General features: G+C 62.7%; 14 protein-coding genes and 1 pseudogene. 4 read left to right on the forward strand and 11 right to left on the reverse strand.

Annotated features, from left to right (window positions below; translation table 11 throughout):
- The first annotated feature begins 356 nt into the window (after positions 1 to 356).
- Positions 357 to 704: a hypothetical protein gene (locus tag BBA01S_RS32990; RefSeq protein ID WP_027820163.1), complete on the forward strand. Its 348-nt coding sequence runs from the start codon at positions 357 to 359 to the stop codon at positions 702 to 704.
- Between the two features lie 82 nt (positions 705 to 786).
- Here the strand turns inward: BBA01S_RS32990 and BBA01S_RS43880 are convergent, their stop codons facing one another.
- The 4 genes from BBA01S_RS43880 to BBA01S_RS33010 all read right to left on the reverse strand — a co-directional run bounded on the left by BBA01S_RS43880 (position 787) and on the right by BBA01S_RS33010 (position 4,679).
- Positions 787 to 2,037 (reverse strand): citrate synthase, encoded by a 1,251-nt coding sequence (locus BBA01S_RS43880; RefSeq protein WP_042298318.1) that lies wholly within the window; start codon positions 2,035 to 2,037, stop codon positions 787 to 789.
- A gap of 74 nt (positions 2,038 to 2,111) precedes the next feature.
- Positions 2,112 to 2,534 (reverse strand): VOC family protein, encoded by a 423-nt coding sequence (locus tag BBA01S_RS33000; protein WP_027820164.1) that lies wholly within the window; start codon positions 2,532 to 2,534, stop codon positions 2,112 to 2,114.
- A 9-nt stretch (positions 2,535 to 2,543) separates the two neighbouring features.
- A complete protein-coding gene (locus BBA01S_RS33005; RefSeq protein ID WP_027820165.1) occupies positions 2,544 to 3,863 on the reverse strand; it encodes an MFS transporter in 1,320 nt (439 codons plus the stop codon).
- A gap of 57 nt (positions 3,864 to 3,920) precedes the next feature.
- Positions 3,921 to 4,679 (reverse strand): SDR family oxidoreductase, encoded by a 759-nt coding sequence (locus BBA01S_RS33010; RefSeq protein ID WP_027820166.1) that lies wholly within the window; start codon positions 4,677 to 4,679, stop codon positions 3,921 to 3,923.
- Positions 4,680 to 5,003: 324 nt separating this feature from the next.
- Between BBA01S_RS33010 and BBA01S_RS33015 the strand changes: the two genes are divergently transcribed.
- Entirely contained in the window at positions 5,004 to 5,966 is a 963-nt protein-coding gene (locus tag BBA01S_RS33015) for a 2-hydroxyacid dehydrogenase (RefSeq protein ID WP_027820167.1), read from the forward strand.
- Between the two features lie 64 nt (positions 5,967 to 6,030).
- Here the strand turns inward: BBA01S_RS33015 and BBA01S_RS33020 are convergent, their stop codons facing one another.
- On the reverse strand, positions 6,031 to 7,575 hold the full coding sequence (locus BBA01S_RS33020; RefSeq protein WP_027820168.1) for a methyl-accepting chemotaxis protein: 1,545 nt from the start codon (positions 7,573 to 7,575) through the stop codon (positions 6,031 to 6,033).
- A gap of 284 nt (positions 7,576 to 7,859) precedes the next feature.
- Here BBA01S_RS33020 and BBA01S_RS33025 point away from each other — a divergent pair, with 284 nt between their 5' ends.
- Positions 7,860 to 8,987: a hypothetical protein gene (locus tag BBA01S_RS33025; protein WP_027820169.1), complete on the forward strand. Its 1,128-nt coding sequence runs from the start codon at positions 7,860 to 7,862 to the stop codon at positions 8,985 to 8,987.
- Positions 8,988 to 9,067: 80 nt separating this feature from the next.
- Here BBA01S_RS33025 and BBA01S_RS33030 read toward each other — a convergent pair whose 3' ends face one another.
- From BBA01S_RS33030 to BBA01S_RS43885, 5 genes and pseudogenes are all read right to left on the reverse strand, one after another.
- Entirely contained in the window at positions 9,068 to 10,078 is a 1,011-nt protein-coding gene (locus BBA01S_RS33030; protein ID WP_027820170.1) for a response regulator, read from the reverse strand.
- A 100-nt stretch (positions 10,079 to 10,178) separates the two neighbouring features.
- Positions 10,179 to 10,583, reverse strand: a complete 405-nt coding sequence (locus BBA01S_RS33035) for a response regulator (RefSeq protein ID WP_027820171.1) — start codon at positions 10,581 to 10,583, stop codon at positions 10,179 to 10,181.
- A 7-nt stretch (positions 10,584 to 10,590) separates the two neighbouring features.
- Complete coding sequence (locus BBA01S_RS33040) at positions 10,591 to 11,928, reverse strand: sensor histidine kinase (RefSeq protein WP_027820172.1); 1,338 nt, start codon at positions 11,926 to 11,928, stop codon at positions 10,591 to 10,593.
- A 1-nt stretch (position 11,929) separates the two neighbouring features.
- Positions 11,930 to 13,336: a class I SAM-dependent methyltransferase gene (locus tag BBA01S_RS33045; protein ID WP_027820173.1), complete on the reverse strand. Its 1,407-nt coding sequence runs from the start codon at positions 13,334 to 13,336 to the stop codon at positions 11,930 to 11,932.
- A 557-nt stretch (positions 13,337 to 13,893) separates the two neighbouring features.
- A pseudogene (locus BBA01S_RS43885) lies at positions 13,894 to 15,276 on the reverse strand (alkaline phosphatase family protein); the annotation flags it as partial.
- Between the two features lie 195 nt (positions 15,277 to 15,471).
- Here BBA01S_RS43885 and BBA01S_RS33055 point away from each other — a divergent pair.
- Positions 15,472 to 15,705: a hypothetical protein gene (locus BBA01S_RS33055; RefSeq protein ID WP_042298319.1), complete on the forward strand. Its 234-nt coding sequence runs from the start codon at positions 15,472 to 15,474 to the stop codon at positions 15,703 to 15,705.
- Positions 15,706 to 15,742: 37 nt separating this feature from the next.
- Here the strand turns inward: BBA01S_RS33055 and BBA01S_RS33060 are convergent, their stop codons facing one another.
- Positions 15,743 to 16,060: a VF_A0006 family four-cysteine protein gene (locus BBA01S_RS33060; protein WP_042298320.1), complete on the reverse strand. Its 318-nt coding sequence runs from the start codon at positions 16,058 to 16,060 to the stop codon at positions 15,743 to 15,745.
- Between the last annotated feature and the right edge of the window lie 53 nt (positions 16,061 to 16,113).

Genomic DNA, 16,113 nt, shown 5'->3' on the forward strand with positions numbered 1-16,113 from the left:
AATGCCGTGGAATTACAGCCAGTCAACCGGTATTATTTCCCGCGATGGGCAGTCCTTGACTCCAGCCGCGTACTCCGGAATTGGCTCGGGAAAGAACAATTCGTCGGCGCAGTCCCAAGCCGATATTGGGCCGATACCGCGTGGAAGCTGGAGAATTGGCGCACCATTTACGCATCCTCACTCAGGGCCTTATACGATGCGCCTCAGTCCTCAGCCTGGTACGGTTACCTTCGGGCGCTGATCCATGGCGATAGCGTTGAGCATCCCGGTGACGCTTCGAATGGTTGCATCATTACGGGCGCACACAACAGGCAGCGTATCTGGGCGAGTGGCGACCATACGATCGTGGTGACGCCATGAAGATAACCACGTTCCTGGCAACACTTGCAGTGACCGCACCTGCTTTAGCCTTCGCGGGTTCACCACCGGCTTGCAAGAGCTGGCCGACAAACATCGCCATCGTGTACCTGAAGAACGCCAACATCACCGATCCCACAAAGCTCGACGAGACGAAAACGCACGCTGTGCGTATCGCCTCGGAAAAGATAGGAAAGGACTTGTGGCGCGATGTCTATGACATCACGTTCCATGAACACAGCGGGCGCTCATTCGAGGTGATTACGTCGAGTGAAGCAAGCTCTACGGAGTGTTCAATGTCGGATCCGATCGTTTGGGTCGTTTCACAGAAGCTCGGCGAGCACTGATTGCAGCGTTTTTCGGCAAGCCCACTTCGCTAGGCGCGCAAGTGGGCTTCTTCGTTTAATGCACGTCCCGCAAGTAGAGTGTCTAGCTCCCCACCGCCTTAAAAACCCGATTCTTCTGCAACGTCTGCTCATCGAGCGCATCGGCGCCGCCTTGATCTGCTGCCGCCGCGCTGTCTTCCTCCAGCGCCGGCCCCGTATACCGCCCACGTGGCCGAATGACCTTGCCCACGCGCAATTGCTCGATGCAATGCGCGAGCAGGCCCACGCAACGAGCTGTCGCAAACAGCGCGAATGCGGCGTCGCGCGGCAGCTTCAACTGGGCCGCAAGCACCGCGAGCGCAACGTCGATTGTTGGCTTCAAACCGGTGAGCTTGACCACCCTGGCGATAAACGCGCCAAGCTCACCGGGCGGCTCCAATACGTCGAGCAAGGCCTCGGCGCGCGGATCGCCGTCCGGGTAGAGATGGTGCCCAAAGCCCGGCACGGGAATCGCCGATTGCAGGTGATGTGTGACCACGTGATCCGCGCCTAGCCGGTTCACATCGTCGAATACTGCTCGCACGCGCCCGGAAGCATCGCCATGCAGCGGCCCCGAAAAGGTCGCCAGACCCGTGAGGAGGCAGCCAGGCAACGAAGCGCCCGTGGAGGCCGTAATACGCGCCGCAAAGGCCGAACTCGTGATCTCATGATCGGCGACGAGCACCATCGCCTTGCGGATCAGTTCCGCACCGCTGGAATCCTGTCCCCAGCCGCGCGCCAGGCGTTCGTGCACCGGTATGGCCGCGCCGTCATTACGTGCGCCAAAAGCCTGTGCAATCGTCGCGACCAGTTGGGCCGCTTCCACGTGCAAGGCCGTGTCTGTGCGTCCGAGCGTCGAGTGGCCGTTGGCGGCGAGCGCAGCCAGCGCGGTGAACGCACATTGCCTGCCGCGTGCTTCTTCGTGCAGGACAGAATCGGCAGCGTCGAACGGAAAGACGATGGGCTCGCGAGCATTCCACAGCAACGTGGCGACGTCCTCCAGCGTGGCGTGACCGGCAAGCCGGATCGTATCGCGCCCGCGATAGTAAGGCCGTCCTTTGGCAAACGTCGTGATGCCGCTATAAATGCAAGGCTCGGCGCCGAATATCGTGCCGGCGGCAAGCGCTTCGCGTTTGCGTCCCACCTGCTTCTTGCGGCACAGGCGCGCTACGTCATCGGCGCGATAAAGGCTTTTACGCGGGTCGTGCGGATCGGGCATAACCGCGATATTGCCGCGGCTCGCATACGCATAAACGGTTTGCGCTTGTACGCCGAGTTGCCGGGCGGCTTCGGTGAGGGTGATCCAGTTTCGCATATGGGGCCGTGCGGGCTGAACTCGGAGAGGGCCGGGCCGCACAAGACGCAGCCCGGCCCCATCTTGACGGCTTTTCATTGAAAAGTCATCTCTGCGGGACGGCGCTCCAGCACTTCGACTAGCACGTCGCCTGGCGCACGGACGAAGCACGCCCGCACGCCGGGCCGGATCTGGCGAATCGGCTCGACGATCTCGGCCTCGCAATGCACGAGGTGTGCAAACGCCACATCGAGATCGTCGACCGTCACGCCAAAGTGATCGATGCCTTCGCGCCGCGTCGCTGCGGTTTTATTGCCTGCAAGCGGTGGTGAAAGCGGTTGTGCAAGCGCCGTAATGAAAAGATTGATGCCGCCGATGCGCAGATCCACGCGCCCTGGTCGCCGTACGATTTCGGCATTGAGGCAGCGCGCGAACCACGCGGCCGTGCTCTGCGCATCGGTGGAACAAAGCTGGAGATGATCCCACTTGAACTCGATCGGCTGTTTTTCGTCTGACATGCGAGCCTCTTAAAGTTCGATGCGGGACAGCTTGCCCAGCAACACGGAATAGGAGAGCGTGCCGACCAGGCAGATTGCGCCCATCAGGTTCAGGGCCCAATAAAAATGCCCCGTGTGCTGCGTGATATAGCCAATCATGAGCGGCGTCGTGACGCCTGCAATATTGGCGGCAAGACTCGTGATGCTGCTGGTCAAGCCCACATACTGACGCGGCGCGATTTCCGCCACGGCTGCCCACGACATCGAACCGACGCCTTGCGCAAAGAACGCAACGGTCAGAATGGCGATCACCACTTCATTCGATTCGACGAAGTTGACGAGCACAACCGATGCGCCCAGCAACGTGCCGATAATGAGCGGCGCTTTACGCGCGGCAGACACCGATACACCACGTCGAATAAAGAAGTCCGAAAGAAAACCCGCGCTAAGAATCCCAAGCGTTGCGCCCAGAAAAGGCATTGCCTGAAAAATGCCGACCTTGATCATCGACATGTGTCGCGCTTCGATCAGGTAGGTCATGAACCACGTCGTGAAGAACACCAGCAACGTGTTATTGCAGAACTTGCCCAGGCAGATTGCCAGAATCTGCCGATAGCCCAGCAGTTTCAGCGCCATGCGCCAGTTGAACTTGTCACGCGGCTTGCGTGCGGCGGGCGTCACGCCTTCGTTGATATGCTGCAATTCAGCGGCATTCACGGCGCGATGCTTGAACGGATCGCGATACGCGCGATACCACAGCACGCTGAACAACATGCCGAAGCCGCCCGTCACGAAGAACACCGAACGCCAGCCATAGACCGACGAAATCCACAGCAACAAGCCGGTAAAAAGCGGCGTGCCGATATATTGACCCATGACATACACGCTGGTCGCGAAGCCACGCTCCTGAACCGGGAACCACAACGTCACCGCGCGCGTGTTCGACGGAAAAGCGGGTGTCTCCAGCGCGCCCATTGCCAGGCGCGAACCGAGCAGCATGTGATAGCCATTCGCGAATCCCTGCGTGAGCGTGGCGAACGACCAGCCGACGAGCGAGAGCGCGTAGGCGATGCGCGAGCCGAGCACGTCGGTCAGCACGCCGCCGGGCACGAGCGCGATCGAATAGGCCAGCCCGAACGCGGCAAACAACTCGCCCATCTGCATCTTGTTCAGGCCGAGATCCTTCGACAGGCTGGGTGCGACAATGCCGAGCGCCGAGCGGTCGACATAATTGAGAATGGTGGCGACCAGCAGCATCGAGAGCACGAAATAGCGGACTTTCGTGCGTTTCGCACTATGTACATAGGCCGGAGTGCCCGCCGGCAGCGGTTGTTCCTCTGCATATTTCATCGGTGTCTCCATGTCTTTGGGCGGCTTCTTGTTGTGTAGTCCGCTCGAATGAACGCACTATCCGCGGCCGACAAACGGCATGGTGGTGGCCATGATGGTCATATTGAGAATGTTGGCGTCGAGCGGCAGTTTGGCCATGTGCACCACTGCATCGGCGACGTGCTCCACATTCATGCGCGCCTCGGGCGCGATGTGGCCGTCCGCTTGCTGGACGCCTTGATTCATGCGCTCGGTGAGCGGTGTCGCTGCATTGCCGATGTCGATCTGCCCGCACGCGATATTGAACGCGCGGCCGTCCAGCGCGATGGAGCGCGTGATGCCGGACACGGCATGCTTCGTGGCTGAATAGGCAATCGTATTGGGTCGTGGCGAGTACGCGGAGATCGAACCGTTATTGATGATGCGCCCACCTTGGGGCGACTGCGCTTTCATCAGCCGATAGGCGGCGCGTGCACACAGAAAGACACCCGTGAGGTTGGTGGCGACCACGTCGTTCCACAGGTCGACCGAGTAGTCTTCAAGCGGCACCGCGCCCGCATTGCGGCCCGCATTGTTGAACAGTACGTCCACGCGGCCAAAGGCCTGCGCGATCTGGGCGAATGCGCGATCGACGCTATCCGCATCGGTCACGTCGGCGGTGAAGGTCTGCGCCTCGCCGCCCGCCTGGCCAATGGCTTCCTTCGTTTCCAGCAGGGGCTCGATCCTGCGCCCCATCAGCGCAAGCGCGAATCCGGCCCTGGCAAGCGCGATGGCCGCCGCGCGGCCAATGCCGGAACCCGCGCCCGTGACTACCGCAATTGGCTTCGATGCAGGCATTTCCCGTCCTCGTGTCGATTCGGTTGAACATGGAAAAAGAATTGCACTCGCCCAATGCGCCGGGCAATCTTGATTGATCGAATCAACATCAGAGAGCTTTACAGCCGGGGATCCCATCAGGGATTGTCCTGATGCGGGATTTTGAAAAGGACGCGGCGGCGCGTGCCTGGCAATACCAGGGCGATTACTGATTCAGCCCGGTTTTTAAGGGCCTAAACGATCGCGCGGCAGACGTGGAAAATAAGTTGATTGATTGAATCAAGATTGACGCCCTGGCGGGCGCGTTCGTAGTCTCTCGACGTCTCTCGACCAAAGGAACGCACCATGCCGGACATTCAACGCACCAGGCTGCTCATCGCACGCAAGGTTCCCGCCGCCGTCGCCAGAAGAGCGGAAAGTGAATTTCACGCCTACGTGACCGACTCCGATATGGACTCATGGTCAGTAGTCGACTTCTGCACGAAGCACGCGTTGCCTGCCGTCCTGATCGGCAAGAAGTCGGGGTTGCAGGCCGAGCACATCGCCGCGCTGCCGCCTTCGGTGAAGATCATTGCGAATGCGAGCGCGGGCGTCGATCACATGGACGTCAAGGCGGCGCGCGATCGCGGTATCGTCGTGACGAACGCGCCCGACGCGCTGACCGAATGCACGGCCGACTTCGCCATGCTGCTCGTGCTCGCAGCCTGCCGCCGCGCCTCGGAATACGAGCGCATCATGCGCGCAGGATGGGGCAAATCGTTTGGCATGACCGATATGCTCGGCACACGTGTGAACGGCAAGACGCTGGGCGTTGTCGGGTTCGGGCGCATCGGACGCGCGGTCGCGCGCCGTGCACAGGGCTTCGGCATGCGCGTGATTTACACCGATATCCAGCGCGCTGCACCCGCACTGGAAAACGGCGCAACGTATTACGAGAGTCTGGAAGCGATGTTGCCGCACAGCCAGGTGCTCACGCTGCACGTGCCGGGCGGCGGCGTGCCGATCATGACGGGCAAGGAATTCGCACTACTGCCGAAGGGCGCGGTTTTTGTGAATGCCGCGCGTGGCGGACTTGTGGATGAAGATGCCCTTTATGGCGCGCTGACTTCGGGGCAACTGTTTGGCGCGGGGCTGGACGTTTATCGTAACGAGCCGAACGTGGATGCGCGTTTTGCCGGCCTCGACAATGTGTTTCTCTCGCCGCATATGGCCAGCGCCACGATCGAGACACGCGACCAGATGGGTTTTACCGCGCTGGATAACATCGCAGCAGTGCTCGACGGCGCGAGCGCTTTAAATCCTGTTTAAAGCGCTTTTATACGAAGCGCCCGGTGTGGAGATCATTCCCAACCGGGCGCATTCACCCGCAATCTCAGGCGACCTTGAACACGCTCACCGCTTCACGCAGCGCGTCGGTCTGCTCGGTCAGCGACATCGCCGCAGCCGCGGCTTCTTCCACGAGCGCGGCGTTCTGCTGCGAAACCTGATCCATCTGCGATACGGCAAGATTCACCTGCTCGATGCCGTCGCGTTGTTCCTCGGACGCGTGCGCGATCTCCGTCATGATGGTCGTGACGCGGCCAATCGATTCGCCGATCTCGTTCATCGTCATGCCCGCCGAGCGCACATATTGCGCGCCCGACGCCACGTGCCCGACCGATTCGCCAATCAAGGTCTTGATGTCCTTGGCCGCCGCTGCCGAGCGCTGCGCGAGCGAGCGCACCTCGCCCGCGACCACGGCGAAGCCACGGCCTTCCTCGCCGGCACGCGCAGCTTCCACTGCCGCATTGAGCGCGAGAATATTGGTCTGGAATGCAATGCCTTCGATGATGCCGGTGATCTCGGCGATCTTTTGCGAGCTGCGGTCGATGCGATCCATCGTCTGCACGGCGTCGCCGACCACCAGTGCGCCGCGCTCGACCACTTCCTGCGCGCTGCCCGCAAGCGTCTGCGCCGTGCGCGCGTGCTCGGTGTTCTGTTTCACCGTCGCGGTCAGTTGCTCCATGCTGGCGGCGGTTTGCTGGATCGATGCGGCCTGTTCCTCGGTACGCTGCGAGAGATCGTCGTTACCGGCGGCGATCTGCCGGGTCGCCGAAGCAATCGACTCCGAGCTATGCGAGACCTTGCGCACCGTGCGCGCTAGCTCGTCCTGCATGGTCTGCAGACCGGCGATGAGGCGGCCCATTTCGTCCTGCGAGCGCACGTCGAGGCGCGCGGTCAAGTCGCCCGCGGCGATGCGCTGCAACGCGCCCAGCACGTTCGCGAGCGGCGCCGCAATCGCCCGGTGCAGGCCAATTGCGCACACTGCCGCCACGGCGAGACCCAACGCGATCAGCGCGATGCTGCCCGCGCGCAACGCCGCGTAAAAGTCCGTCGCGCCGTCAAAGGTCTGCTGGCCATGCGCTTTCTGCCATTGTTCGAGCGCCGTCGACGCCTTCGTGAGCGCCACGGACAGGGGCGGGACGCGCTTCATCGCGATGTCGTCCTGCGCGGCGCGGTCGCCTTGCTTGATCGCGGCCATGAGCGGCTGGATGCCCTGTTCGAGCATCGCGCCGAGCGCGCCCTGGACCTGGTCCGCAAGCGCCTGTTCGTCGGCGTCGTGCGGCAGCGAGCGATAGCTTTCCCACGCCTTGTGCGAGGTGTCGAGATAGTTTTGCGCCTTGTCGAGCAGTTGCGGCACGTCGGGCGAATCGGGGTGCAGCAGGATGCGATCGAGCGTGGTGCGCGCGATCGTCAGGTTGAGGTTCGATTTGCCGATGTCGATGGCGGCAGCAAGCTGGTTCGAATAGGCATAGCCGAGCGCCGCATTCGAATGCGACATGCCGACCAGCCCGGCGAGGCCGGATGCGACGATCAGCACCGCCAGTACGCCGACTGCAATGCGCAGGCGAGCGGAAATAGAGAGTCGGGCAAACACGACGTAAGCTCCAGACGCCCTCTTGGGGCGACGTTTCGAATAGGGGAAGGGTGGTCCTGGCTGGCGCGCACGGCCGAAGCGGCTTTGCGTGCCTGACTGGTTAACGGCGTGGGAGAGGGGAACTAAAGCGGCATGGGCGAGGCGACGGAGCGACGCTGTGCATCGGCTGGGCGCATGAAGTAGAGCTGTTTCGGTAATATGAAAAAGGATCATTCTGCCCGTGAGTGATTTTCTCCACTTGCGGCAATAGCTAAAATGCCGCCGCCAAATATCGCTCCCTATAAATGAACATTCACTGGAAGGCCGCCAGGCCGCTTTGCGCCGCCATCGCGGGCGCGCTCATGCACCTGCCGGCGGTGGCCGCGCCGACTCTCGACATTCCCTTGACGGCAGCTAGCGATTTTTCCGCCGCGTCGATCCAGCCAGTCGGCAACGGCCGCTATTGCATCAGCGGGAACGTCTACGATGACGCCGGGCCCAGCACGTCGGCCAGGGTGCTGCTAGTCGATGTGACGACCAGGCGCACGCTGTGGAGCACAGCCGTCGCGCACGGGCGCGACTATGCCGATAGTTCAGCCGTCGCATGCGCGGCGGTGGGGGACGCGTTCTACGTCGTGAGCCAGGAGCAGACAGGCGGCGCCGAGTCGCAGAACCAGACGAGAGTGGTGATCAGCCGGTTGTCGGCGCAAGGCAAGGTCGAACGGCAGCAGACGATCGAGGCCGGCTTCGACGAGTGGTTCTATGGGCTCGACGCTGGCCCGGCCGGTGTGACCGTGATTGGCGGCACGAGCGCGTCAGCCGCTCGCGGCGGCCCGTTTGGCACCTTCGCTGCGCGCTTCGATGCGGCGCTCGCCCCGGGCAAGCTCACGAAGCTCGCTAACGGCGCATTCTGGACGGAGACTGCGGCGAGGCTCGCCGACACGCAGTTGTACGTGGCCGGGCAGTTCATGTCGAATCCGGGTGCGGGACGCGATGCTTACGCGTCCGCGAAGATCGATCTGGGCAGCGGGAAATATGTCTGGTCGACGTATCCGATGCCCGACGATACGAACTCGGCGCTCTCATGGTTCGCACCGGACGGCACGACTTACACGGCGGCGCTGACGCCGACGCAGCTCGCTGTCGTCACGCTCGACCGGCAGGGAAAGACGACCTCCAGCTTCGCCGTGCAAAAGACGCTGTGCACGCTCAAGGCGGTGACGCTCGATGGGCAGACGCTCAGGGTGGCGGGCACCACCTGTAGCAGCGAGTCGCCGGGCGCGATCGTGTCGGTCGACATGCGCACGCACAGCGCGAGCGCGCCGCGTGTGTTCGATGGACGCTTGCGCGCGCTGAGCCTCGACGGCGGCAAATGGCTGGGCGTCGCCAAAGCCGGAGAGCAGGGTCTTTCTTTACAGCGCGGGGATGATTGAGCAAGACGGCGGCCCATGAAAAACGCCCTTGCGGGCGACCGCAAGGGCGTTTGAACATGCCCGGAGGCGCGTGAGCCGAATCAGCCGAGCGCAGGTTCCGAGAACCGCTCGATCCAGAGCGCGAGGCGATCGGCCGAAAAACTGTCCGCGCGCGTGCCTGCGCGGCAAACGATGGCGTCGCCTTCGCGCACGCATTGCAGCGCGCCGCCGGCTTCTTCCAGCCACAGCAGGCCGGCAAGCCAGGCTGCGTGTTCCGCCGATACGGCTTGACCCACGGGCCGGGTGAGGAACTCGCTGAGCGTGGCAGGCGTCGTCCAGATCAGCGCATCGCCGCCGCCGCGCACCGAGGCGCCGAGCACATCGGCGAAGACCTGCATCGCGTCCGCTGCGCCGCGTCCCGCGTTCTGCGTGCGCAATTGCGCGAGGCGCGTGCTCACCGCATGGCCGAAGCTGCCGCTGCATTCGCTTTCGGCGCGCACCAGATCGGCGTAGTCCATGCGGTGCCAGTCCGGCTCCACATTGCGCGTGCCAGCGAGGTTGGCGCCGGCCAGCCAGGTTTCCACCGGCTGGAAGCGGCCCGGGCCGATCAGGCTCGCGCACAGCGTATGCACGATGCCGATGCGGGTCGCCACGGTCTGCGTCTGCAGCACGCCCAGCTTCTCGCGCACCAGTTGATCGCGTTCCTTGCGCAGCCCCGACAGCTCCAGCGCCTGCTTCATCTCCATGCGCAGCGCGGCGATGTCCCACGGCTTCTTGATGTAGCGATGGATCTGGCCTTGATTGACGGCCTCGACGGTCTGATCGAGCTCCGAATAGGCGGTCGTGAGGATCCGCACGATGTGCGGATAGCGCTCGCGCGCGTAGCGCAGCAACTCGTTGCCGTATTCGCCGGGCATGCGCTGGTCGGACACGAGCACGGCGAGGCTGTCCGCGTGCGCATCCAGCAGCGCCTTGCCGTCTTCCACGGACGCGCCCGTCACGACCGGCGCGATCGCGCCGATGGCGCGTTCGAAATATTTGACCGCGGTGGCTTCGTCATCAACGAACAAAATCGCCGGGGGCGGTGTCTGGTTGGCAATTACATTGCTCATTGGTAACTCCTACTCTCGATCCTTGAATTTGTGGAATTTCTGCGTCGCGGTCGTACGTGCGCGTGGTATTGGGTCTACGTATCTACGTTCAGGCGCTGCATCAGGTCGGGCGCGCACCCGAGGCCGCGGTCGCGGCGGCCAGCACCTCGCGAACCTTGGCTACGCCTAGCGGCTTCTCCAGGATGCGGAACACCTCGCCGGAATGGCCCGCTTCGAGCAGCGCGTCCTTGTCCGCATAGGCGGTCACGAGAATGCGCACGATCTGCGGATACTCCTGCGCGACCTGCCGCAACAGGTCGCCGCCGTGCCGGCCCGGCATGCGGAAATCGGTCAGCAGGATCGTCACCCGCGCGCCTTCGCTGCGCAGGATCGCGATGGCCTCGTCCGCACTGGCGGCGAGCAGCACCTCGTAGTCGCTGCCAGCCGAGCGCGCAAAATACTTGCGGGCCAGTTCTTCATCATCGACATAAACGACGGTGTACGGCGCTTGCGGGTTCTCACTCATCTCGACCTCACTCGGCGCGCGGCAGATCGAAGTTGAATGCGGTCCACTCGCCCAACTGGCTTTCTGCAAAGAGTGTGCCGCCATGCTGCTCCACCACCGCATAGCTGATGGACAGGCCAAGGCCCAGGCCCTGGCCGACTTCGCGCGTGGTGAAGAACGGTTCGAACACCCGCGCGAGATTTTCCGGGGCAATCCCGGGGCCGTTGTCGCGCACGTTGATGTGCAGACGGCCGTCCTGCCAGTGCGCCTTGACATGGACCTGCGGTGAAACGGTGCCGGCCTTCTGCATGGCAAGCGCGGCATTCGAGAACAGATTGATCAGCACGCCGACGATGGCGGCTTCGTCGCCCAGCACGAGCGTGTCGCTGGGAAGCTCGCGCGTGACGCTCACGCCGCGCAGCTCGTGCGCGTCCAGCCGGATTGACGAATCGAGCGCCTTTTCGAACAGGAACGGCACGTCCTCGGTGGTCGCGCCGGGCTTGCGATAGGCAAAGGTCTTCAGGTCGGAGACGATGTGCTGGATGCGCTGCATGCCCTGCTTGGCGTCGGTCAGGCATTCCTGCAACGATGCGCTGTCCTTGACCTGCGGCTCCTCCATGGCGATTTCGATGGCCATGAGGCAGAAGTTCACGGGGTTGTTGACCTCGTGCAGCAGCCCGGCGGACAAGGTGCCGATGGCCGCCATCTTTTCCTGCTGCAACAGCTGCCCCTTGATCTGCGCGAGGTTTTCGTTGGAGCGGGCAAGCTGCTCGTTCTTGTGCGCGACTTCGTCCTTGAGGCGGAACAGCTGGAAGCGGCCCTTCTCGTTGAAGAAGGTGTACACGGAGCTGGCCAGCGCGCAGAAGAAGATCAGGATGAGCTGGAACTGGAACTTGCTCGGATCGGTGATGCCGCCCTGGTGCGCCGTGCAGGCGAGGTAGTAGAACGCGACCGTGGCGAGGCCGAACGTCAGCGTCTGCCAGTAGCCGGACGCGAACAGGATCCCCACCGCGAAGATCGTCAGCGTGAGACCCGCGTAGAACAGCGACTGCTCGCCCTGGGTGGCATAGATCATCCACGAAATCATGGCCTGCGGCAGCAGCAGCCACGAGAAGGTGATGACCTGCACGTGGCGCTTGCCCGCTTCGGTATAAAGCGAGAGCAGGGCGAGGCCGATGGCGACGCTGGTGAGCGCCCGAAGCAGGGCAAAGCCCTTCTGTTCGGCCGGATAGACGACGTAGTCCATCGCCGCGCCCATCAGCACCAGCACGATCACGGTGAGCCCGCCTGCCTTGCTGCAAAGCAGCCGGTAGTCGCGCAGCTCTTCGCGATAGGTCGACTGCAATCCAACTAGGGATGTTGTCATCTCAACCCGCTTGTTGCTGGCCGATTGTGACCTCGGCGAACACATTGACCCCGGTGGGATCCGTGTACAGACGCGGTTCGCCGCAGTTCTCCGGCATGATCGCCGCCATCTGCGCTTCGTTACGGTAGATCAGGTACCACTCCAGCACGTGCTCCATGCTGAAGCGCTCGGGGTTGTCGGCGTGGACGTTGGTGACCAGCAGGCGGCCGCCCTTGCGGGTGCGGCTCGCGAAATACTGGTTCAGGCGGGCGCAGACCTTGTCCGACAGGTAGTCGAACAGACCCGCGCAATACACCGCGTCGAATTCGCGCGCGTCTGGCGCGTCCGCATCCAGGCGGCGCTTGAGCAGATGGTGAACCGAGTCGTGCGTGTAGCTGATGGCCATGCGCTTGCCGGTTTCCTGCGCGATGGCGCCGAGGCGGTTGCGCGTCCAGTCCAGCGTCTCCTGGCTGAAGTCGAGCAGCTCGAACGACAGCCATTCCGGCTGGTCGTATTCGTGCATGAAGCGCTGGATCTCCTGGGCGGGGCCGCAGCCCACGTTCAGCATGCGGAAAGGCCGCCCCGCGGCGCGTGCATCGTTGGCCACGCGGGTCAGATAGTCCACCAGCAGGTCGATACGGTTGCGGTGCGCGCGCGCCACCGCCGTCTGCAGGAATGACGCGTTGACGATCTGGAAGTACGTGCTCGGGCCCTGGCGCGGATCGTCGAGCATCTGGTTGACCATCTGATAGTCGCCGGCGTAGCCCAGCGGCTTCGTGAAGGTGCGAAAGACAAACGGCGAGCGCAGCAGCAACGGATGCAGCGCTGCCTGGGCAAACGCGCGGTGGGCGGGCGCGAGTTCTTCGTCGACGCGGCGCGCTTCGCCTTCGAAATCGTCGAAGAAGACCTTGGTACGCTCCATCAGCGGCGTGGCCAGTTCGAGGAAGAAGTCCTCGCGCAGCGTCTTGCCTTCCTTGGGCAGGGTGTTGGCAAGGTCAGCCTGTTCGACCCAGCGCGACATGTCGGTCAGGAACGCGCGGATCTGGTTCACGGCGATCTGATACTCAGGGCGGATCTGGAAACGCTCGGCCCAGTCCTGCACGAAGCGGCGGGCTTCTTCGCCCACCGTGCGGGCTTCCAGCGCGTCGCCGCTCAGCTCCAGCCATTCGTCGATCAGCGTCACCGACACAATGGCAGTCAGGCCGGTATTGACCATGCTGATGACGACGGCCTTGCCCGTATAGGCGTGTTCAACGCCCATCTTGACCGACAGTTCGCTCAGCACCTCGCTGACCTGGACAATCGAGTACGGGTTATAGACCTCCATCACCAGGGACTTGCGCTGGAGATTGATGATGGTGCCCCGCACCTGCTCGCCCTGGGAGTTGCGGAAGCTCACTACCGGATCGATTTGCGTTCTGGAATACACAGTATTGCGGCCAGGTAAGTACTGACGAGAAGGCTTGGAATGGTGTGCGACGTCTTATGCACGTCTTGTACTGCACTTGTGCTGATGTGCATTACCCGGGCCAGCAGGTCGAGCGGCATAGCGCCGATCGTTACCTCGGTCCAGGCGATAAAGCGTCGCCACCGGTATTCCGGTTCGAACTGCGACGGCCAGACAAAAGCGCTGCCTTTGTCGTCCCCGTATCGCCACGCGAGGGCTCGTATGCTTAATGCATGACGGTCATCGCGAAGCGCATCAGCCGCGCAGGCCTCAATTCAAGGCCAGGTTCGAAACCCTACGAATGTTTGCGATTGCAGCATTCTACTGAAAAATGATGACTGTGGTCGCCCGCCAAATACATCGATGCAATGATCCGCATGCGCTCGACGAAAGGGCGCCAAATACTACAAGGGCTTCGGCGTCGAGCGCAAGCGCGACCCGGTTCATCAAGGCGTCATGTCGGCCTGGTCTTCATCCTGGTCCAGGGGCGTGGGGTTCGCTGGGGCAGTCGGCTTTGCGGAGCCGGTTGGCCCCGTAGGGGTATTGCCGCCTGGCAGGTTCTGGAAGAAGTCGAGCGCGTGCTGGCGGGTCAGCATCGACTTGAGCGTGGCCGCCGGGTCGAGTCCCGCGCGCCGCGCGGTGCCGCTCACGAGGCTCTTCTGCAGATCGTTGAGCGGACGCGCGAGGCTCGTGGCGGCAAAGCCGGTGGCGGGCGGTGCGGCGATGACGGGGAGATCGACGCGCGGCGTGTCGAGCGTGAGCAGCGGCTCAAGCGTGGGCGCGGCCGCAATGCGCTTGCTTGCGAGCATGTCGGAGGGTGCGATGTCGAGCCAGTCGCGCAGCGTCGCGAGTATCGACGTGTGGTCATAAGGCGTTGCGTCGGCCGCGCGGAACACGGTGCCCGGCGCGATCCACGGCGACACGACCACGGCGGGTACGCGCACGCCAAAGCTGTCGAACGCGTAGTTCTGGTCGCCGGGGTTGCTGACGGCATCGGGGGCGACGGCATTGGCGGGCGGCAAGACATGGTCGTAAGTGCCGCCGTGCTCGTCGTAGGTGATGACGAGCAGCGTCTCGGGCCATGCAGGCGAGGTGCTGATCGCGTTCCAGATGTCGTAGAGAAAGCGCTCGCCCGCGTAGACGTCATGGGGAGGATGCTGGTCGTTGGGATCGAGCAGGAAGCGCGGTTCGATGAATGAATACTGTGGCAGCGTGTTGTTCTGGCAAGCGGATACAAACGCGCCAAAGCGCTGGAAATTCGCCTTGTAGTTCGCATTCCATAGCTTCGGGAACATGGTGAACGTGAGCGAAGGCGCGACGAGTGCGTCGCTATAGACAGCCCAGCTCGCGCCCACCTCGCTCAGCACGTTGAAGATGGTCGGCACCTGCCAGTCGAACGGGTCGGGCGGTTCGCCGTTGTCCACGTGACCGTTCGACGTGCCCGCATGGGCGAATGCGCGGTTGGGCCAGGTCTGGCTCGGCACCGATGCGAACCAGGCATCGCAGACGGCATACTCGCGCGCCAGCGTCGAGAGCACTTTCAACTGATCGGGGCTATGGCACTGCATGACCTGGCTTGCATCGGTTGTCGTCGTCGATTCGTAATTGATCACGAAGCCCGACATGGGTGTTGCGCCCGATGTGTTGCCGAACAGCTGATCGTGCACGTTCGCGAACGTTTCTTCCGGATCGGGGTCGGGCAGCGTGGCGTTGGACGCCGGCATGCTCGCCGGGATCGTGGCGCCGCTTTTTGATGGATTGCTCAGGCCCGGCTTGAGGCCCTCGAACGCCTGCCCCGCGCTGGACGCGGGCAAAAAATGCCTGGGGCTGCCGCCGTCGCTGTACAGGCCGCCGAGCATCGTGTCGAACGACCGGTTTTCGAACATCACGACAATGACGTGCTTGATGTTTTGCAGGGGCATGGTTTTCTCCGTCGCCGGGCATGACGCAGAGTATTGGTGCACCGGGTCGATTTCGGCAAGGCGGGATACATAAATATTGAGTGGCGAAACGGCATTTTGAGCGGCAATTGCGCGGCCTCGGGTATAGGCCTTGCGGTAATGGCCTCGCGATAACGCAAGGCAAAGCAGGCATTAATCTATTCGAGGAGGCCAAAAATGCGTTCAATAGGGTGTGCTATTGCGATAGCGGGCTGTCTGGCCGTGATTGCCCAACCGGCACTGGCGGAAGGGTGTTTGAAGGGCGCCGCAGCGGGCGGCGTGGTCGGCCACGTGGCCGGTCATCATGCGGTGGTTGGCGCAGCGGGCGGCTGCGCCATTGGCCATCATGAAGCGAAGAAGAAAGACAAGGAAAAGGCCGCCGAAGCGCAGGGTGCGAGTGGGGCGAAGTGACGGCGCGTTGAGCTTACTGCTGAACTTACGGTCAAGCTCACAACTGCCCGCGGCGCGAGCAAATAGACAGGATCTGCGAAATCGCAGTGGGCTCGCGCGCGCCGGGCAGGTTCTGCAAGATGCAAAGATGGTAATTCCTCTCGCGTGGCAGGAGCATCTCGCCGTTCTGGTAGAGCGCATAGCATGAGCGCTTGATAATCTGCGACGTCGCCTCGTTGCGGCTGTCGCGCAAGCTGCTGAGCAAACAATCCTCATAGTCTGATTGCGAGTCAGCCAGCGCGCCTTGTGCGCCAGACATACCCAGCAAACCGATCAGGACAGGTAGTGCCAACGCTCGTATTGAATGCTTTCTCATTGCTTTAAAGCTGCTAATCGGTCTGGATGTTAAACGCTTTGGGAATTTACATT

The sequence above is a fragment of the Paraburkholderia bannensis NBRC 103871 genome, assembly GCF_000685015.1.
In the GTDB taxonomy this organism is placed as follows: domain Bacteria; phylum Pseudomonadota; class Gammaproteobacteria; order Burkholderiales; family Burkholderiaceae; genus Paraburkholderia; species Paraburkholderia bannensis.